Here is a 19,330-nt window from a genome sequence, read left to right on the forward strand (position 1 = left end):
AATTTTGCGGATGGCCCGCGTTTAGAACTCGTAAAGCATCCTCGCATGCACCCGCACATCCTCCGCCTTGGTGTTGTTGGTGTCCTTAAAGGGTTTAGCCAGATCCAGGTTCAAAGTGTATCCTTTGGCCTTCCAGCGCATACCCAATCCGCTGCTAGATAGCGTGAAACGCGCTTGCTGCGATGCCAACGGCTCCAGCACCTCCAGATGTGCGCCTTCGATAAAGCCGACCATATAGGCTTGCCCCGGCATGCCGCTCTCGCCCTGCCAGAAGCTGGGGGTACGCAGTTCCAGCGAACCCAGCGCGCCGCGATCGCCGAGCACTTCGGTTTCCAGGTAACCGCGCACCGAATCCGCGCCGCCGGCGCCGAACTGTTCGTTGGAAATCAGCGGTGCGCTGGTGAGCTGGGTTAACAAACGTCCAAACAGGCTCCAGCCCGATGCCATTTTTTCCGTATGTTTCAGATCCAGGCGCAAATAGCTGTAATTGGGATTTGCGTTGTAGCGCTTGTCGGAAAACTCCTTCTCCTGATTGCCCAGACCGCGTACCGAGAAATTGAATGCCGTGGAAAGCTGGAACATGCGTTGCTCGTTTTGCCAGGTCGCGTCGTAGGCCAGGGTGAAGGGCTGATAGGTGATCGGGGTATTTAAGCTGTCGGAACCCAGCAGGTTTACGGTTTCCTTGAATGCCTTGTAATCCCAGCCCGCCGTCGCGCTATGATAAAAACCCGGCATGCCGCGTAATGGATGGATAAAGCGCGCGCCCAGAATGCGCCCGTTGCCGATCACGCCTACATCGCCGACCGCCACCGTATCGCTATTGGAACGAACCCCGTACAAGGCCAGCACATCGCCGCCGGCAAGCGGCCACACATAGTTGGCGGAGAAAACCTTGCTCTCGCCCGGATTCTCCGGTGCGGCCTGGAATTGCAGCGACACGCTGTGCTCGCGCTGCCATAAATTGTCGTAACGCAACGACCCAGACAGGCGGGTATGGGTGGTTCCGGCGGAATAACGGTTATTCAATTCGAGGTTGCCGTGCAGCGGGAATTCGTCCGCCACTTTCAACTCCACTTCCACCTTGCCCGGCGAACGTCCGGGCCGCAATATGGGCGTCACTTTACGGTCCGGATTGCGAGCCAGCTCAGATACCTGTTTTTCCACTTCCGGAAAGTATGGCACGCTACCCTCGGCGAGCTCTGGCGTTCGCGACTTGATGCGACCTAACGAGAAGTAACGCGAACCCGAAACTTTGAGGCGCTCCACTTTTCCTTCTGTCGCCTTGAGTCGTACTGTACCTTCGTTTACTTGCTGCTCTGGAATATCCACAAATACTGTCAAATACCCTGCATCGTGATAAGCCTTCTCCAAAGCCTGGCGCGCATTTTCTACTTCCTTGATGCTTTTTTTCTCACCGAGAAAAGGATAAACCGCCTCCTCGATCGCTATCTGTGTCAATACCGAGTTACCTTCGACCTGAATTTCCATGATGTCGAAAGTTTCTTCCTTCTGCACGGCATCGGTTTTTCCAGCTGCGGCCGATTCGGCTTCATTCGGCATATTTTCTGCACAGGCACTGGTTAGCGCCAACATCATCAACCCACCCAGTAACCCACTTAACAGACGCATGCTTTCCTTGCTTTTCATCGACGTAATGTTGGGTTACGACGCTTTGCGTCTATCCCAACCTACAAAAATTAATAACCTTAAAACTTCCAGGGTGTGCGCCGCCGTATGACAGCGCACTCCCTTGAAGCTTGAAAAAAACCGTCCCCCACGCGGGGGGACGGCACAATCACTACAACGGAAAACTAAGCGCGGCACTTTGCATGCCACTCAACCGTCTAGTAAGTATCCCCCGGCAAAGCCGGGGGCTTTAGATTAGCCACCGAACTTCCGCTCGAACTGCTGGCACATGTTGCCTTTATGGGAACCGACCGCAACGTTGTTGCTCACATCGTGGGCAACGTCAAAGGTAGGGGTCAGGCCATTAGTCACCAAAGGCAACGCGGTGGTCCAGTTCTTCTGGTAAGCAGTCGCACCGGCACGCTTGATCAACTCGTCAACGAACGGCTTCTTGGTAGTGTCCAGTGCATTGCCGCTGGCTGCATTGCGGTACTGCGAGGTGGACTCAACCGCGAAGGCATATCTCCCTTTCAGCAGATTCTGCTTGCTCGGGCATACGCCGGTTGCAGCGACAGCACCGCTGGTGCAGGTCTGGGTTGCATTGTGGAACACGCCAGCACCATCCACCGGACGGAAGAACCAGTAAGTTTCAGCACCCTCACCTTTCGCAAGATCAGTGCTGGTCTTCGCCTGGCTGTCCAGGGACAGAACGCCGATCGCGCCGTAATGGCCAGCGCCGAAGTCAACATAGTGGTACAGGTTGTTCTCGTCCTTGAACGAGTACACACCGCCGTTCTGAGCTGCATTCAAACACTTGCGCACATCGCCCGAACCAGAGTTTTCGATCACGGTGTAACCAGCGGTTACATCGACGCCGATCGCATCGGCGGCGCTGCTGCCGTCGCCCAGACCCAAGTAGATATTGCCATAGCTGGTGCTGTCAGACATGCGTTTTGGTGTTGTTACACCATCGACGCCGGAGGTCGCGGAATTGCCGGTGCAAGGGAAGTTATTGAACGCCCAGTTGTAGCTGGCCTGGGTGCCTGAACCGGGCACGCGGCGGCACACGACCACCGGATGCGGTTCTGTTGCGCCAGAAGCAGTAGCACCAGCGGGGGCCAAGTTGAGCTTGCTCCAGTCCTTGATGTTGCCGGATAGCATGGCAGCGTAATCAGCTTGGGAAATGTAAGCGGTATCCGGAATCTCGGCGGTCGTCACGACGCCCATGCCGACTGCTTGCACTGGGAACGTGCTCAAGTAACCGGCTTCGCTAACTGAGAGCTGGGTCGCGCCGGCTTCCACGTTCATAGGCGACTTGAACATGAAGGGAGCAACGTCGGAAATGCCGAAGTCCGGGACCATTTCATTGCCGGTAGGAGTAACGCCAACGGCCGGATCCAGGCCAATGACGGGGCATTTGTACTGGCTGCCAGTGGCGGCGGTACAGGGGCCTGGGTGGCTAAGATCACCCACCACACCACCCACGTTCAGGGTAGCGATCGCCTCACTGCGTGCCAGCGGGTTCACGCCCCAAACCGATCCACCCTTGGAACGCTTGATCAGCAGTACTTTGGTGTGGATGGGCATGTTGTTGGCGCCGGAGGTGAACGCGGCGTTGGTATAGCCAAGGAAAGCGGTGAAGCCTGCGCCTGGCAAAGCGCCGTCGTCGCTGTAGGTAATATAACCTGCGTCGAACATGGAGGTGGCGATGGCGTTCAGGAAGTTGTCAGGCGCGCTGGCACCGGACATATACACCTTCACGGCACCGGCGGTGTCCCAAGGGCCGGCAGGGGCATTGGCGTGCGCGATGGCAGGCAAAGTCAGCGCAGCAGCGCAGGCGAGGGCAAGTTTGTTCAGTTTCATGGTGTTTCTCCAGAGAAAGAAATTAAATGTACTGCATGATTAACGTTGTGTTGCACAATCAGCTTTCTGCGCACTTGCCCGCCAGCCATTGGCTGGTGGGACAAGCAGGCCGAAGCGCTTAAGCTTCCTTGCGGCGGCGAGCTACGCCAACCATGCCGATCAGGCCGGAGCCCAGCAGCCACAGCGCGGCAGGAACCGGCACTGCGGATACAGGAGCGGCAGCAGGCACGTTGTAGGTCAGCACACCGTTGCTAGCTAACGTAAAGGTAGCTGCTGCGCCATTGTGCAGTTCCGTACCATTGTCGTTCAGGCTGGCGAAGTTGAATGTTTGTCCGACACCATCGCCTGTTTCGTAAAAAGCATCGAACGCAAGCGCTTGGCCGATGCTGCCGGCGTTATTGAAGCCGTTTCCTGCCTTGCCACCCACGGTGCTGCCCCAGCCTATACCGCCGGCAAAAGCGTTACCATTAGCAGAAGTCGTAGCGACGGAAGCGTTAACCGAGGTAGCCGTATTGCCGGTTAGGGCATTGACCGCCGCCAGATAGGTATCAGTCTGCGTGCCCCAGTTACCCAAATTGGCTAAGTCTGTCGCGGATGGCAACACACTGACGGTGCTCACGAATTTTTTTGCACCAAATGAATCGCCGCCGAATACGTTCCATTGCAGGTTGCTCAGGTTGGTGGAAGCATTGAGCCAGGACTGAAAACCAGTATCAGTCGCATAGGTGCGGATGGTGCCGGCAGTGTTGGCGACGGCGTTGAATACTGGCGTATTGGCGGTGGAGCTCCAGTCGGCCTTCAGAAAGGAACCCAGGTCACGTGTATAGCCGCGATCGTCGGTGGTGTCGTTTACGGTGCCGTTGTTGTCCCACACGGACAGGAATAATTCGCCGTTGCCGGCAGTCGCGCCACTGCCGCCACCGGTGGTCGCGATGCTAGCGTGAGCAGGTGCAGTAGCAGCAAAGCCCAGAACTGCCAGAGCCAAAAGTTTCATTTGAAATTTCATAATTTAATACTCCAATTAATTTTAAGTTGTTAAACCAAAAAAACATCCAACCCCTTGTCGGCAGGCTTCGGGACATCAAGCCGGGGCAATTGCAGCCCCTCTAGTGCACCTGACCCGGCCACCCATTTCCGGCAGATTGGAGATGGGACAACCCGGCCTCTTGCTGAAGGCAGCCCGGCCATCTCTTTTTGAGACCCGTAGCTTTCCGGCCCCGCCTCGCAGCGGGTGTGGCACTGGCGCATTACTGAAAACCACATTTGATGCGCACTTGCTTAACTTGCACGTTCAGATTAATGAATCATTGTTACGGGAATACAAGGCCGATTCGATAAAATATTAGTCCGTTCGGCTCATCCTGCTGCTTGAGTTGCAATACCGCGCAGTGGATTCACGCAGAGTACACACGGAATATGACAAGCCAGTGAATTGCGACATGAAATTTATTGAGCCGTTCGGCTCAATGCCCGACCAGTCAAAACAATCGCCCTTCACGTTCGCCCCCTCGCCCGCTTGCGGGAGCAGCGGAATCTTTACCTCCCCCTTTAACAAAGGGGGAATGAGGGGGATTTGCCGGAGCAACGCGATTAAGCTTTATTGCACTGCCGTTTTCGCAGCAGCCGGTTTTGCCAGGGCTACCGGTGTGGCCTGGGATTTCTCGCTGAGATAACGCTCGATCTGAAAGCTCTTGATCCCACCCGGCACCAGGCGGCCATCGGCGAACACCAGACCCGGCGTACCATTGATCCAGGATTTCTGGGCGACTTCCTGGATCTCCTTGAACGGAGGCTCGCAGGGCTTATCGCTCGCTGCGGGCTCCTTGTGGTTCAGCATCAATTCATCCCAGGCTTTGGCACGGTCCGCACTGCACCAAACCAGCTTGGCCTTGCGTTCGGCATCGGGGTGGATTTCGTTGAGGGGAAAGAGAAAAGTATAGATAGTCACGTCGCTGACCTTGGCCAGTTCTTGCTCCAGTTCCTGGCAAAACGGGCACTCCGGGTCGGAGAACACGGCGATCTTGCGACTGCCGTCGCCCTTCACCTTGACGATGGCCTTATCCAGCGGCAAGGAAGCAAAATCGACGTGCATCAATTCCTGGGTGCGCGCCTCGACCAGGTTTTTATTGGTTTTGAGGTCTATCACCTTGCCGATGAAGGCAACATTGGCGTTTTCATCCGTGTAAAACACGTTGAAGCCGTTGATCACCACTTCGTACAAGCCGCCATAGGGCGCCTTGGTGATGGCGCCGATTTGCGCGCCGGGCATGCGCTCGGTCAGTTGCTGGCGCATTTTTTCTGTATCCACGCCAGCATGGGCGCTGGAAAATGCCGCGTATAAAGATAAGGCGATCAGGCTCTGCTTCAACATCATTGTTACTCCTTAGAATTGGGGAAGCTATTGGCGCCGTTTTTCATGTATGAACGAACGCATAGAGGCGAAAATAATACGAGCCTAATATTAAAAACTGATGACAACAGGGGGGAACGGGGCAAATCGCAGTGAACGGCTCGGGGAAAGGGAATACGCGCTACGCCGTGGAGGGGCTCGGCCACTTCAAAACGCGAATCAATCTGTAGGGTGCGTCCCACGCACCAAATGAGAGTGGTGAGTGGGACGCACCCTACATTTCACTATTGATTTCGGATCGAGGCAAACCATGAAATAACCACCCATTCTATTTGTAGCATTGCACGTATTGTGCGCGCGCCGCCTGTATGCACCCCCTGCCAGCGCCCCGGCAACCGGCAATCGCAGCGCTGAATGCGTTTTGACATTCCGTGATACGCGGCCACTCAGGGACCGAATTTTGTTGCTGAGGTGGCGTAGGCTCAACGACTGGAATGCTCTGCTGGGCTTCTACCTGGGGCTCGGCTTCAGTCTGGTTCACGGCATCAGACGGGCCGGGTGGCGGTACTACAGCATCGGAAACTGTCGCATTGCTTGCCACCCCCCCCGTCGCGGCGATCACCCCGGCCTTCGCGATAAAGCGCCATTCGTAATAATGCCGCTTGCCCGCCAGTTCCGCATATTCCGGATCGAAGTTGGCGGTTTTAATCGGCTCTCCGTCAGACAAGCTGTACAAGCCGACGATGCCCTGGTCTGCGCCCCTCAGCAGCCCCCATTCGGTGCTGCCGGTCATGGGATCTCGGTATATCACGCGCAGATAACGCCTGATGTCGGGACGGCGATCATCCTGCAACAGGTCCTCGATTTTTTGGGGAAATTTCCTGGCCTTGCCCGGCGGCGGGTTTTCATAATATCCCTCCAGCGCCTGACGGAACTGGTTGCCGACGAACAGCAACTCGCGCTCCTTTTCCCGCTGCCGGGTCTGCTGCCACACTGTTCCCGTTGCCGCCAGTGCAACGCCAATAAAAGCCACGGCAAGGAGTACGCCAATATAGGTAAACCCGCCACATGAACGGCCAGGCCGAATCAATTTCAGGTGACGCGCGGAGCATCCCCGGGCATTTCTGGTCGAACCCATCAGCAGGAACACCGGCAGGCTACCTCCCCCTTTGTGAAAGGGGGATTGAGGGGGATTTGGCGGAGCCGGGATTTGCCGCCACCGTTAAATCCCCCCTGCCCCCCTTTCACAAAGGGGGGGGGCACTGTTTTAACGTGACTAACTAGTAGAGCCCAAATGGGGTTAAGACTTCCATGCACCGGATCGAAAGAAGCCCTGCTCATTACGCTTTCAGCACGCCAATATTGATGGCGAGCGTCACGGCATGGCCTCGGTTACTGGCCTTCAGCTTTCTCAGGATTCTTTGCACGTGGTTCTTGACCGTCAGCGGACTGAGAGCCAGCTCTTCGGCAATCTGCTGATTGGTCTTGCCGAGCTTGATATGATGGAGAACCTGCACTTCGCGCGCCGTCACCGAAGGCACGTTCTGCACGCCAGCCATGCCTGCATCCGGCTCTTCATTGGCAATGACACGAGAAAGCGTGGTATGGAGAAATGGCACCAGCAATTGCAGGAGATATTCGACGTGCGATCCGAGCGGCATCTCTACCCTGGAAAAACAGAAATAACTTTTCAACCGCCCATCCGGGCCGCGCTGGCCATCCGCTGCGGCACTGCGCAGTTCGGAGTGCTCCAGCAAAGGCAGCAAGGCCTCTTCAAAATACCTTTTGGGCGCGCCCGTTCCCAGCATACAGGCGTGCCCGGTTTCATTCGAATGCGAAATCATCCGCGGCAACAGTCCTTCCTCCGGATGGCATACCTCCGAAAAGCGCGTCTCGTCGAAGTAGCGGGAACTGGAAAATCGCATGAACCGCATCGGCAAGTCAGGTCCCATTGCAAATCCACACACCAGTATTTCATGAGGCAGCAAAAATTGTATCGCCCCCTGGCTCCAGGAAAAGAAATGGTGAATGTTCGCCACCCGCAGTGAGCTGTTGATGATTGCAACCAGATGATCCTGGTCTTCACCTTCCAGCGTGCGATGCTCTCTCTCTTTTAAAACCATGGTGTTATTATTAAAATCCATGTCGGACTGTGCTCCGATCTGTTGTGGAGGCGCCTATGATATTTTTATTTTCGTTACACCTTTATGACGTTTTTGTGAATTTTTGGCTGGACTGGCCGTTGAACGACTTTCTAGTGCAATTTGGCGAAGCCGAATTCCTTTGTTCACAGTAGTCAGCAGGTCATCTTCCGCCATATTTTAGCTCTGACATAACTCGCTACGCGCATTAGTCTGCACTGAAATACACCCTGATCTTTTATTGTTTTAGCTCCGACTAACGCGCTGCGCGCATTAGTCTGCACTGAAACACCCCCTGATTTCCAAACGAATATCAGGGGGTGTTTTCTTCCACGAACTGAGGGAAATACTCTGCGGCGACGATGTAGGTGCCATCGCAATTAAACGACGCTCGCACGATCCCCTGGCTCAGGGAAATTGCGGCATTGCGCAAATAGTAGCCCTCTATGCCGCGCAGGCGGTTTAGTGATTGAACAACCTGCTTGATGTCTTTTTTCGCCATCGGCTTCCATTCCTCGCGCTGGCGATCCATCAGCGTACGCCAGTGGGGAGGCAGGTATTCCCGCAGAGGTCCGGTCTGCACCGTATTGCGCACACGGCCGATGATCTTCATTTTCTTCTGATAGGGTACTTTCACGAAATGCCGTTCTACATAGCCCGGCTGGATCAGGGCAATGGCATCGTGAATCTCGTAATTGAAGGGATTGAACACCGACTCGGTGCGTACCTCGCTGCTATTGAAGCCAACATAGATACTGAAACAGCCGGTTTTCCGCAGCAACCAATCACAAGTTTCCAGTACTTTTCCCGCTTCCAGGTCGATCCGGCTTTCCTGGCGGGGGCGCAGAGATGCGGTTTCACGCAGGGACGGATCACCCTTGATGCTGACAAACAGCTTGTCCGGCGGCAGCCCGAAAGTGCCGACGATTGCCTCGTGGACGACGCACAGCTTCTTGTCGTCCTCATCAGGTAAAGTTGGGCAATTCATAACAAGCGCCCTTCCCGTTCGCCTCCTCGCCCGCTTGCGGGAGAGGATTGAGGAGAGGGCTTCATGGCGTGGGACAATCCCGGATAAAACCTCGCTTCGTTCATGGCTCTCATTTCATGAGCACTTGGCACGACGCTCGACAAACAGGCTGTTGCCGGAAATCCCCTTGGCCTGCTTTTTCGCTTCAGCTGCAGCAGCCGAAATTGTATGGTGCGAAGCCTGCTTGCAGGGCTCGACTTGCACGGCGCCGATGGAAAGACTGGTTAGCGGATAGAACACTTCTTCGCCATGGCGATCCTTGGCAATATAGCCTTCCCGCGCCCTGTCCTCGACACTGAAGAAGCCCAGAATGGCATCCGCAAAACGATCCAGGGCTCTCTTGCAACGGGCTTCCCAGTTGGCACTTTGAAACAGGATGATGAAATCATCGCCGCCGATGTGCCCGATAAAATCCTGGTCCGGGTCGCACACTTCGGTGAGAATTTTCCCGGTAAGCTGGATTACGTTGTCGCCGCTATGGTAGCCGAAGACATCATTGAACGGCTTGAAATGGTCCAGGTCACAGTAACAGGCACAAAACTCAGCCCCGCCCTGCAGTAACTGGTCGATCTGCTCACTGATCGGCACATTGCCAGGCAGCATGGTTAGCGGGTTGGCATAGCGCGCGGCGCTGATCTGCATCTGGGTGATTTCCCGCACCAGATCGTGACCGGTTCCCATGCCGAGATATTTCCCGTGATCGGTGATGATGAAGCCGTTCGACAGGTGGTGCCGGTCTGCCTCCACGATAACGTGACTTAATTCCTGGAGACTCATATCTTTCTCCACAATCAGCGGAGAGGGATCCATCAACCGGATGCAGGGTTTCTTGCCATAGAGTTCGCGCCGATAGGGGCGAGCCAAGTTATCGATCAGTGCGTTTCGGTTGATCAGACCCACCGGCAATCCGCCTTTCACAACGGGCAAGGCCTGCAGTTCAGGGTCGCCGATGAACATTTGATAAACCACATCGTTGGAAATATCCGGCGATACCGCCTGGCACTCGCGCATCAGCCTGAGCACGGAAACCGTCTTCTGGCTAGCCCTGTAGTTCGGGGGAAAACCGGGAGAAACCGTCTTTTCCAAAGCCTTGACTACTTCGGCAGAAAGCACCAGGGCCGGCTGGCCGGTGGGGCGGGCGAGGTAATATCCCTGGCCGCAGGTTATGCCGATATCTTTGATTATCCGAAGCTCTGCCTCGGTTTCGATGCCCTCGGCAACGACCCTGGTACCCGACTTCTCGGCGATCTGCTGGATCGAGCTGACAAACTGGTGTTTTACCGTGTCCTGATCGATGCCCTGGATGAAATGCATGTCTATCTTGACATATTCTGGACGCAGCTCCGACCATAGACGCAGGCTGGAAAAACCCTCACCCAGATCATCAATGGCGATTTCGAACCCCATGGCACGGTAATGCTTCGCCGCTGCACGCAGCAAATTATAGTCATAGGTGCGCTGGTTTTCCGTCAACTCGATAATTATTCGATCCGGTCTCAATCCAAGATTGTGGATGTAGGCCAGCGTTTCGCCATGCCTGGTATTCTGCTGCAACAGGCATTCCGGGCTGACGTTGAGAAACAGCTTGCCGGGCAGGTTCAACCGGGCGAAGCTTTCCAGCACCACCTGGCGACTCAGATACTCCACCTCCACGGACAAGCCATTTTCGTTTGCCGCACGAAATAGATTAAGGGGTGAATGCAAGGGGCTATCGGAAGGCCCGCGAATCAGCCCCTCGTAACCGGCTATCTCGCCATTGCCCATCAAGACAACAGGCTGAAACAAAGCGGTTAGCCGGCGCTGCGCGATGATTTCCCGCAACCACAGGCGTGCCTGCGTTTCGTTTTCATCCCAGACTGCCGATTCGAAACGGCACGTGGCATCCTGCAGCGGCGGCACAAGAGATGCCATGGCCATGTGGCTGACAGCCTTTGCCTGAAACTTCGCGCTTCCCGGGGAACCGCCAGGAAATCCGAAAGGGATATTTAACGGCACTGGCATCGCACTTCCTCCTGCATATTTCATTATGAGCGGGAGATGCTAAGCCTGTATTGTGACAGCAGTATTACTGCCGCGCGGGGCGACTATTTCAGCGGCTGTGACAGCTCCTGCATGAGCTGCATCTGAGCACAGGCAATCTTGCTGCCGCTGCGTGGACATTTGCGCCGGTAATTGCCTTCCGCATCCATTTCCCAGGCCTGACAGTTGTCCTTGAGATAGGGCTCCAGCCCTTCCTTGATGACGCGCCTCTTCAGCTTCGCATCCAGCACCGGAAAACAGACTTCGACCCGACGGAAGAAATTGCGCTGCATCCAGTCGGCGCTGGACAGATAGATATCACGCGCACCGCCGTTGTAGAAATAAAAAATGCGTGAATGTTCGAGGAAGCGGCCGATGATGGAGCGCACCCGGATATTTTCTGAAACGCCTGGAATTCCCGGCCGCAGGGCGCATACCCCGCGCACGATCAGATCGACCTTGACCCCGGCCTTGGACGCGTCATACAACGCGCTGATGATCTGCGGCTCGAGCAGGGAATTCATTTTGGCAACGATGAATGCCTTTTTGCCGGCACGCGCACACTCCGCCTCGGCATGGATCGACTCCATCATTTTGCGGTGCAGGCTGAACGGTGACTGCAACAAATGATGCAGCTTGCTCGCCTGGCCCAAGCCGGTAAGCTGCATGAAGATGTCGTTGACGTCGCTGCCGATCTCCTCGTTGCAGGTAAACAGGCCGAAATCGGTATACAGCTTGGCTGTACGTGGATGGTAATTGCCTGTGCCGAGATGGACGTAGCGGCGCAATCCATCTTCCTCACGTCGTACCACCAGCAGCATTTTGGCATGGGTCTTGTAGCCGACGACGCCGTACACCACGTGGGCACCCGCCTCTTCCAGGCGCCCCGCCCAGTTGATATTGGCTTCCTCGTCGAAGCGGGCCAGCAGTTCCACCACCACGGTGACTTCCTTGCCGCTATGCACTGCCTTGATCAGCGCCTCCATCAGTACGGAATCGGTGCCGGTACGGTAGATGGTCTGCTTGATCGCCAGCACGTTGGGGTCGTCTGCCGCCTGCTGGATGAAATCGACGACCGGCGCAAACGACTCGAAGGGTTGGTGCAGCAGAATATCGCCACTTCTGATCGCCTGGAACATGTCGGGCTGCTTCGCCACCATCGGCGGGATGCTCGGAATGAAGGACGGATATTTGAGATCGGGCCGATCGACCCGGTCCGGAATCTGCATCAGCCGCACCAGGTTAACCGGACCCTTGACCTTGTAAAAATCTTCCTGGGTCAGGCCGAATTGTCCCAACAGGAAGCCGGCCATTTCCTCCGAACAGTTGTCCGCCACCTCCAGGCGCACGGCATTGCCGAAATTGCGCTGCGGCAGTTCACCTTGCAGCGCTTCGCGCAGGTTTTTGACCTCCTCGTCGTCGACGAACAGATTGGAGTTGCGGGTGACGCGGAACTGGTAGCAGCCCTTGATCTCCATGCCGGAAAACAGCTCTCCAACATGAGCGTGGAGAATCGAGGAAAGAAAGACGAAGCCATGCTCGCAGCCGGCCACTTCGGGCGGCAGCTTGATCACCCGTGGCAATGAGCGTGGCGCCTGCACAATGGCGGCGCCGGATGCGCGGCCGAAAGCATCCTTGCCTTCCAACTCGACGGCAAAGTTCAGACTCTTGTTCAGCACGCGCGGAAAAGGATGGGCGGGATCGAGGCCGATCGGGGAAAGCACCGGCATCAACTCGCGAAAGAAAAAATCCTTGATCCATTCGCCCTGGCCATCATGCCAGTGGGTACGGCGCAGAAAGCGGATATCGTGCAGCGCCAACTCAGGAAGGATCCCCTCATTCAGCAGCCGATATTGCTGCTCCACCAGTTCGTGCGCCTGCTCGGTAACCCGTTTGAATACCTGACGCGCCGACATGCCATCCGGCCCCGTCGCGGTGGCATGAAGGGCGATCTGCTCCTTCAGTCCGGCGGTGCGGACCTCAAAGAACTCGTCCAGGTTGCTGCTGACGATGCACAGAAACTTCAGCCGCTCCAGGAGCGGGTTGCGATGATCTTCCGCCTGGGCCAGCACCCGACGGTTGAAGGCAAGCAGGCCGAGCTCGCGGTTGAGGTAGTATTCCGGGCCGTGCGGTGCAATCATGAAATCAGCTTAGTGCTTCGGTGGCACGAAACCCGACACGGTATCCGCTCCGGCACCGAAGAAATAGGACTCCACCTGTTCCGCCAGGTACTTGCGCGCGGCGGCATCGGCCATGTTGAGGCGATTCTCGTTGATCAACATGGTCTGGTGCTTAAGCCAAGCCGCCCAGGCTTCCTTGGAAACATTTTCCCAAATCCGCTTGCCGAGTTCGCCGGGATAGGGCGGAAAATCCAGCCCATCCGCTTCACGGCCGAGCTTGACGCATTTCACTGTTCTTGCCATTTCATTACTCCGTTCAAAATAGTGTTACTTCTTTAAAGAATGCACTTAAAATTATTACAAAAAAATGATCTACAGTTTTTTCATGAACACCTTGGAGCGGCGCTGATAGTTGTACAGCCCTTGCTTGGCCTTGGGCAGCTTGTCCACGCCGGCCTCGGTGAAGCCGCGCTCCAGAAACCAGTGCGCAGTGCGAGTAGTAAGCACGAACAACTGTTTGAAACCCTTGCCCAACGCCCTGACCTGCATGTACTCGAGCAACGCCTCGCCCCGCCCGGCACCGCGGTAATCCGGATGCACCGCCATGCACGCCAACTCCGTCGCCTTCTCTTTTGGAAACGGATACAGCGCTGCGCAGCCGATGATCAGGCCGTCATACTCCAGCACAGAAAAGCGGTCGATTTCCATTTCCAGCAACTCGCGCGAACGCCGAACCAGAATACCGTTGGTTTCCAGCGGCTCAATCAGCGCAAGGATGCCGCCGACATCGTCGATCGTGGCATCGCGCAAGGTTTCCAGCGGATCTTCGCTGACCATGCTGCCGATGCCTTCATGGGTAAACAGTTCCTGCAGCAATGCGCCATCAATGTGGCGGCTGATCAGGTGCGCCCGCGCCACGCCTTTACGGCAGGCACGCACCGCACAGGGCAGGTAATAGCCCACGTCCGCCGACAGTGTGGCAGTGGCGGCAAGAATCGCCTCCGCCTCCGCCGTGGTCAGCTGCCGCAGCAAATCCCCGTCTTCGCCGGCTACCCCAGCCGTGTCCATCAGGAAGATCAGCTTGTCTGCATCCAGCGTAATCGCGGCGCAAGTTGCCACGTCTTCCAGCGACAAATTGAACACCTCGCCAGTGGGCGAATAGCCAAGCGGCGAAAGCAGCACGATTTCGTTGGCATCGAGCCTGCGCCGGATGCCGATTGCATCGATCTTGCGCACTTCACCGGTGTGCATCAGATCCACGCCGCCGAGCACCCCCATCGGCATGGCGGTGACGAAATTGCCGCTGGCCACCCGGATATCGGCGCCCGCCATCGGCGAATTGGCGAGTCCCATGGAAAGCAGCGCCTCGATCTCCACCCGCACCGTGCCGGCGGCCTCCTTGACACATTTCAGGGCGTCATCGTCAGTAACGCGCATTCCCCCGGCATAGCGAATCGCCGCGCCCCGCTCGGTCAGTTCCTCCTCGATCTGCGGCCGTGCGCCATGCACCAGCACCAACCGTACGCCGAGGCTGTTGAGAAGATTGATGTCGTGCGCCAGCGCAATGAACTGGCCTTCGCTCACCACCTCTCCGCCAAAAGCAACAACGAAAGTCTTGCCGCGAAAGGCATGGATATAGGGTGCGGCCGAGCGAAACCACTCGACGAAATGAGTTCTGAGTGATGGGTCCTGAGTCCTGAGCGGCATCGACAGTCAATCTGTTAGCAAATCAAACAAATACAAAGTTTACCCCAATCTGTTCGCATCGCGTCAATTCTGAGCACTCAGGACTCAGAAATCCCCCCATAGCGTCTGCATCGCCGCCAAAACTGCCAGCGCCGCCGTCTCGGTGCGCAGGACGCGTGCGCCCAGCCGCACTGGGGTATAGCCGTAACGCTGTGCTGCCTCGGCTTCCGCCGGGGAAAGACCGCCTTCAGGGCCGACTAGCAGGGTGATATTGCCGGTAGGTTTGGATAAGTCACGCAACCCTACTTCGGCAACAGGCGACAGCATCAGGTGTAGTCCCGGCCCCTCCTGCTGTCCCAGCCAATCCAGCAGTGGGCGGATCGGTGCGACCTCGGGCACGCGGTTGCGCCCGCTCTGCTCGCAGGCCGCGACCACCACGCCCTGCCAATGCGCCACGCGCTTTTCCGCCCGCTCACCCGACAGTTTCACCACGCTGCGCTCGCTCGCCAGCGGCTGGATATTGCCTATGCCCAGCTCCACCGCCTTTTGCAGAGTGAAATCCATTTTTTCACCGGCCGAAATTGCCTGGGCAAGCAGGACTTGCAGCGGCGATTCGCGCTCGACGGCATGCCAGCCAACGATTTCCACGGTAACATTGCGCTTGCCGATGTCCGTGATGCGCGCCTCACCTTCCCCGCCCCGCCCGTTGAACACGCTAAGCTTATCACCCGTTTGAAGGCGCAGGACCCGCGCGGCATGATGCGCAGCCTGCTCGGGCAATTCCGCCATGCCGCTTTGGGCTAAAATTTCCGGGCAGTAAAAGCGAGGAGTTGTCATCTTATTTCCGTACTATATCTATGATGCACTCATGATAAACTAAATTAATTGGCACCAATCAAGCAGGAGTATCGAAACTATGGTTAGTTTGCAGACACCAGTTTGCGATTTCGGCTGGAAGGCCCCGGATTTTGACCTGCCCGGGGTAGACGGCAAGCGCTATAACCTGACCAGTGCGCGCGGGCCCAAAGGTCTGCTGGTGATGTTTATCTGCAACCACTGCCCTTACGTCCAGGCGATTCGTGACCGTCTTGTGCGCGACTGCCGGGAGTTGCAACAGATGGGCATCAACACCCTCTCCATCATGTCGAACGATCCGGCCGACTACCCGGAAGACTCATTCGACAACATGAAAATAGTCGCGCAGGAATTTGGCTTTCCGTTCCCCTATGTGTGGGATGAATCCCAGGAAGTAGCGAAAGCCTACGGTGCTGTATGCACGCCGGACTTCTTCGGCTTTAACGCCGATCTGGAACTGCAGTACCGCGGCCGGCTCGATGCTTCGCGCAAGGAAGCCGCGCCCACCGATGCCCGGCGTGACCTGTTCGAAGCGATGAAGGAAGTGGCGCTGACCGGAAAGGGGCCGGCAGAGCAAATTCCGAGCATGGGTTGCTCCATTAAGTGGAAAGGGTAAATGGTGAGGAGTGATGAGCAATGGGTGATGAGGGTTTCCCCATTCCCCATTCCCCTTTACCCATGATCCGCAAAGCCATGATCCAATCCGTCATCGATGCCGTAAGGAAGGTAGCGCAGCAAGAAATCATGCCGCGCTACCTTAAGGTCGCGCACCTATGCAAGACCGATGGCAGCATCTTCACCGAGGCGGATGTCGCCGCGCAGACCGCGCTGGTTTTGGCACTCAAGCAGATCCACGATTACCCGGCGCTGGGTGAGGAAATGCTGCCAGAGCAACAGGAAGCGCTATGGCACGCGGGAGAAGAGGGGCTATGGTGCATCGACCCGATCGACGGCACATCCAATTTTTTCAACGGCCTGCCTTTTTTCGCGGTTTCCGTTGCCTTGATGCGCGGCGGCAAGAGTGTTCTGGGCGTAATCTACGACCCGGTGGCAGATGAAATGTTCTGGGCGGAGCGTGGCAAGGGCGCCTACCTCAATGGCGAGCCGATGCCAATCAAGGAATGCGCGCCCGAATTCCGCCGTGCCATGGCAGCGATCGACTTCAAGCGCCTCAAGCCGAATCTGGCGCAGAAACTGGTGGCGTCACCTCCATTCGCCTCGCAGCGCAACTTCGGCGCCAGCACACTCGACTGGTGCTACGTGGCGGCAGGACGCTTCAATCTTTACCTGCATGGCGGGCAAAAACTCTGGGACTACGCCGCCGGTTCGCTGATCCTGGCGGAGGCAGGCGGCTCCATGTGCACCCTCACCGAGGATGATTTTGGGACCGGCAATCTTTGGCAGCGTTCAGTCATCGCTGCGCTGAACCCTGATTTATTCAATACATGGAAAACCTGGATCAGGGAAAGACAGTAATAAGTAATAGCTGACAGCCGCTTTTACAGGGTCTTATATCTTTTATCTATAAGAAAAATTCTTGGGACAATAAAAATCTGCTATTGCCCTTAGTCCGACTCGTGAGTAATAATCATAGGTTTGAATAGCCCTTAGCAGAAAAAGGATACAGAGAATGGCAACTCGTAAAGAACTCGCGAACGCGATCCGCGTCCTTTCCATGGACGCTGTGCAGAAGGCCAATTCCGGCCACCCGGGTGCCCCCATGGGCATGGCGGAAATCGCCGAAGTGGTATGGAACCATCACCTGCGCCACAACCCGGCCAACCCCAAGTGGTTTGACCGCGATCGTTTCGTGCAGTCCAACGGCCACGGCTCGATGTTGGTTTACTCCCTCCTGCACCTGACCGGCTACGATCTGCCGATGGAAGAGATCAAAAAATTCCGCCAGATGCACTCCAAGACTCCGGGTCACCCTGAGTATGGCTATACCGTTGGTGTAGAAACCACTACCGGCCCGCTCGGCCAGGGCATCACCAACGCTGTCGGCATGGCCATGGCAGAAAAACTGCTGGCCGCCGAGTTCAACAAACCCGGCCATGAGATTGTCAATCACCACACCTACGTGTTCCTCGGTGATGGCTGCCTGATGGAAGGCATTTCTCACGAAGCATGCGCACTGGCCGGCACCTGGGGTCTGGGCAAACTGATGGCCTTCTGGGACGACAACGGCATTTCCATTGACGGCCACGTTGAAGCCTGGTTCACAGACGATACCCCCAAGCGTTTCGAAGCTTACGGCTGGCATGTAATTCCTGGCGTGGATGGCCATGACCCGGTAGCCATCGAAGCCGCTGTCCAGGCTGCCAAGGCAGTGACCGACAAGCCTTCCATGATCTGCTGCAAAACCATCATCGGTAAGGGCTCTCCCAATAAGGAAGGCACGCACGACGTTCACGGCGCCGCCCTGGGCGATGCTGAAATCGCCGCCACCCGCGCCAACCTGGGCTGGACCCACCCACCGTTCGAGATTCCCAAGGATGTGTATGAAGGCTGGGATTGCCGCACCAAGGGACAAGGCCTAGAAACACTGTGGAACAACAAGTTCGCCGAATACACTGCGGCCTTCCCGAAAGAAGCTGCCGAGTTCAAGCGCCGCATGGTTGGAGATCTGTCTGCCGACTGGAAAAAACACGCTGCCGACTTTATCGCCAAGACCAATGAAAAAGCCGAGACCATTGCTACTCGCAAGGCCTCGCAGAACTGCATCAACGGTCTGGCTCCTGCGCTGCCTGAATTCCTCGGTGGTTCCGCCGACTTGACCGGCTCCAACCTGACCAACTGGACGGGCTGCCATCACGTCAAGGGCAAGAGCACCGGCAACTACATCAGCTACGGTGTGCGTGAATTCGGCATGTCCCACATCATGAACGGCATGGCACTACACGGCGGTCTGCTGCCATTCGGCGGCACCTTCCTGATGTTCTCGGAATATGCCCGCAATGCTCTGCGCATGTCCGCCCTGATGAAGCAGCGCGTAATCTATGTGTACACCCACGACTCCATCGGTCTGGGCGAAGATGGCCCGACCCACCAGCCTGTCGAGCAGACTGCGACCCTGCGCATGATCCCCAACATGGATGTGTGGCGTCCTTGCGATACGGTCGAATCCGCCGTGTCCTGGGTGGCTGCCGTGGAAAAGAAAACCGGCCCGAGCTGCCTGATTTTCAGCCGCCAGAATCTCAATTTCCAGAAACGCGACGACGCGACCATCGCCAACATCGCCAAGGGCGGCTACGTGCTAGCCGACGCGGCTGGAGCCAAGATGGTGCTGATCGCCACCGGCTCGGAAGTGCAACTGGCGATGGATGCCAAGAAAGTATTGGACGAGCAGGGCATCCCCACCCGCGTGGTATCGATGCCTTCCACCAGCGTATTCGACAAGCAGGACCAGGCCTACAAGGACAGTGTGCTGCTGCCCACCGTTCACAAGGTCGCCATTGAAGCCGGCGTCACCGACGGCTGGTACAAGTATGTGGGCCTGCGTGGCGCCGTGGTCGGCATGAACACTTTCGGCGAATCCGCACCTGCCCCCGAGTTATTCAAGCACTTCGGGTTCACGGTCGAAAACGTCGTCAATACTGCAAAAGGCATTTTGTAAAAGATTCACCGCAGAGACGCCGGGTCG

At 56.7% G+C, this 19,330-nt stretch carries 15 protein-coding genes and 1 riboswitch; of the genes, 3 read left to right on the forward strand and 12 right to left on the reverse strand.

What is annotated here, in order from left to right:
• Window positions 1-21: 21 nt before the first annotated feature.
• The 12 genes from SCT_RS00545 to SCT_RS00600 form a co-directional block, all read right to left on the reverse strand.
• Window positions 22-1,629 carry a ShlB/FhaC/HecB family hemolysin secretion/activation protein gene (locus tag SCT_RS00545; protein ID WP_159107863.1) on the reverse strand — a complete coding sequence of 536 codons (1,608 nt, stop codon included), beginning with the start codon at window positions 1,627-1,629 and terminating at the stop codon, window positions 22-24.
• Between the two features lie 252 nt (window positions 1,630-1,881).
• The gene (locus tag SCT_RS00550) at window positions 1,882-3,489 is read right to left on the reverse strand and encodes a substrate-binding domain-containing protein (protein ID WP_059417743.1); all 1,608 of its coding nucleotides are present in this window, start codon (window positions 3,487-3,489) and stop codon (window positions 1,882-1,884) included.
• 118 nt (window positions 3,490-3,607) lie between these two features.
• Entirely contained in the window at window positions 3,608-4,483 is an 876-nt protein-coding gene (locus SCT_RS00555) for a VPLPA-CTERM sorting domain-containing protein (RefSeq protein WP_237759533.1), read from the reverse strand.
• Window positions 4,484-4,660: 177 nt separating this feature from the next.
• Window positions 4,661-4,737, reverse strand: a riboswitch (cyclic di-GMP riboswitch).
• A gap of 349 nt (window positions 4,738-5,086) precedes the next feature.
• On the reverse strand, window positions 5,087-5,863 hold the full coding sequence (locus SCT_RS00560; RefSeq protein WP_059417747.1) for a DsbC family protein: 777 nt from the start codon (window positions 5,861-5,863) through the stop codon (window positions 5,087-5,089).
• 304 nt (window positions 5,864-6,167) lie between these two features.
• Window positions 6,168-6,977: a type II secretion system protein gene (locus tag SCT_RS16925; RefSeq protein WP_144408189.1), complete on the reverse strand. Its 810-nt coding sequence runs from the start codon at window positions 6,975-6,977 to the stop codon at window positions 6,168-6,170.
• Between the two features lie 202 nt (window positions 6,978-7,179).
• On the reverse strand, window positions 7,180-7,983 hold the full coding sequence (epsA, locus tag SCT_RS00570; RefSeq protein ID WP_059417750.1) for an XrtB/PEP-CTERM-associated transcriptional regulator EpsA: 804 nt from the start codon (window positions 7,981-7,983) through the stop codon (window positions 7,180-7,182).
• A 310-nt stretch (window positions 7,984-8,293) separates the two neighbouring features.
• On the reverse strand, window positions 8,294-8,968 hold the full coding sequence (locus SCT_RS00575) for a hypothetical protein (protein ID WP_059417752.1): 675 nt from the start codon (window positions 8,966-8,968) through the stop codon (window positions 8,294-8,296).
• Window positions 8,969-9,082: 114 nt separating this feature from the next.
• On the reverse strand, window positions 9,083-11,008 hold the full coding sequence (locus SCT_RS00580; protein ID WP_237759534.1) for a GGDEF domain-containing protein: 1,926 nt from the start codon (window positions 11,006-11,008) through the stop codon (window positions 9,083-9,085).
• A gap of 83 nt (window positions 11,009-11,091) precedes the next feature.
• On the reverse strand, window positions 11,092-13,167 hold the full coding sequence (ppk1, locus tag SCT_RS00585) for a polyphosphate kinase 1 (protein WP_059417754.1): 2,076 nt from the start codon (window positions 13,165-13,167) through the stop codon (window positions 11,092-11,094).
• 9 nt (window positions 13,168-13,176) lie between these two features.
• Window positions 13,177-13,449: an oxidative damage protection protein gene (locus tag SCT_RS00590; protein ID WP_009207401.1), complete on the reverse strand. Its 273-nt coding sequence runs from the start codon at window positions 13,447-13,449 to the stop codon at window positions 13,177-13,179.
• Between the two features lie 69 nt (window positions 13,450-13,518).
• Window positions 13,519-14,853, reverse strand: coding sequence for an amino-acid N-acetyltransferase (gene argA, locus SCT_RS00595; RefSeq protein WP_059417756.1), 1,335 nt, complete (start codon window positions 14,851-14,853; stop codon window positions 13,519-13,521).
• Window positions 14,854-14,937: 84 nt separating this feature from the next.
• Entirely contained in the window at window positions 14,938-15,669 is a 732-nt protein-coding gene (locus SCT_RS00600; RefSeq protein WP_059417757.1) for a 16S rRNA (uracil(1498)-N(3))-methyltransferase, read from the reverse strand.
• A gap of 79 nt (window positions 15,670-15,748) precedes the next feature.
• Here SCT_RS00600 and SCT_RS00605 point away from each other — a divergent pair, with 79 nt between their 5' ends.
• From SCT_RS00605 to tkt, 3 genes are all read left to right on the forward strand, one after another.
• A complete protein-coding gene (locus tag SCT_RS00605; protein ID WP_059417760.1) occupies window positions 15,749-16,303 on the forward strand; it encodes a thioredoxin family protein in 555 nt (184 codons plus the stop codon).
• A gap of 77 nt (window positions 16,304-16,380) precedes the next feature.
• A complete protein-coding gene (locus tag SCT_RS00610) occupies window positions 16,381-17,163 on the forward strand; it encodes an inositol monophosphatase family protein (RefSeq protein ID WP_059418247.1) in 783 nt (260 codons plus the stop codon).
• A 154-nt stretch (window positions 17,164-17,317) separates the two neighbouring features.
• Window positions 17,318-19,303, forward strand: a complete 1,986-nt coding sequence (tkt, locus tag SCT_RS00615) for a transketolase (protein WP_059417761.1) — start codon at window positions 17,318-17,320, stop codon at window positions 19,301-19,303.
• Window positions 19,304-19,330 lie beyond the last annotated feature (27 nt).

This window comes from Sulfuricella sp. T08 (genome assembly GCF_000971475.1).
GTDB lineage: Bacteria > Pseudomonadota > Gammaproteobacteria > Burkholderiales > Sulfuricellaceae > Sulfuricella.

Excerpts from the sequence above, each read along its gene's own strand:
- epsA (WP_059417750.1), bottom strand. The coding sequence starts at position 7,983 with ATGGATTTTAATAATAACACCATGGTTTTAAAAGAGAGAGAGCATCGC.
- SCT_RS00600 (WP_059417757.1), bottom strand. The coding sequence starts at position 15,669 with ATGACAACTCCTCGCTTTTACTGCCCGGAAATTTTAGCCCAAAGCGGC.
- ppk1 (WP_059417754.1), bottom strand. The coding sequence starts at position 13,167 with ATGATTGCACCGCACGGCCCGGAATACTACCTCAACCGCGAGCTCGGC.
- SCT_RS00555 (WP_237759533.1), bottom strand. The coding sequence starts at position 4,483 with ATGAAACTTTTGGCTCTGGCAGTTCTGGGCTTTGCTGCTACTGCACCT.
- SCT_RS00575 (WP_059417752.1), bottom strand. The coding sequence starts at position 8,968 with ATGAATTGCCCAACTTTACCTGATGAGGACGACAAGAAGCTGTGCGTC.
- SCT_RS00610 (WP_059418247.1), top strand. The coding sequence starts at position 16,381 with ATGATCCAATCCGTCATCGATGCCGTAAGGAAGGTAGCGCAGCAAGAA.
- SCT_RS00580 (WP_237759534.1), bottom strand. The coding sequence starts at position 11,008 with ATGCCAGTGCCGTTAAATATCCCTTTCGGATTTCCTGGCGGTTCCCCG.
- SCT_RS00550 (WP_059417743.1), bottom strand. The coding sequence starts at position 3,489 with ATGAAACTGAACAAACTTGCCCTCGCCTGCGCTGCTGCGCTGACTTTG.
- SCT_RS00605 (WP_059417760.1), top strand. The coding sequence starts at position 15,749 with ATGGTTAGTTTGCAGACACCAGTTTGCGATTTCGGCTGGAAGGCCCCG.
- argA (WP_059417756.1), bottom strand. The coding sequence starts at position 14,853 with ATGCCGCTCAGGACTCAGGACCCATCACTCAGAACTCATTTCGTCGAG.
- SCT_RS16925 (WP_144408189.1), bottom strand. The coding sequence starts at position 6,977 with ATGGGTTCGACCAGAAATGCCCGGGGATGCTCCGCGCGTCACCTGAAA.
- tkt (WP_059417761.1), top strand. The coding sequence starts at position 17,318 with ATGGCAACTCGTAAAGAACTCGCGAACGCGATCCGCGTCCTTTCCATG.
- SCT_RS00590 (WP_009207401.1), bottom strand. The coding sequence starts at position 13,449 with ATGGCAAGAACAGTGAAATGCGTCAAGCTCGGCCGTGAAGCGGATGGG.
- SCT_RS00545 (WP_159107863.1), bottom strand. The coding sequence starts at position 1,629 with ATGCGTCTGTTAAGTGGGTTACTGGGTGGGTTGATGATGTTGGCGCTA.
- SCT_RS00560 (WP_059417747.1), bottom strand. The coding sequence starts at position 5,863 with ATGATGTTGAAGCAGAGCCTGATCGCCTTATCTTTATACGCGGCATTT.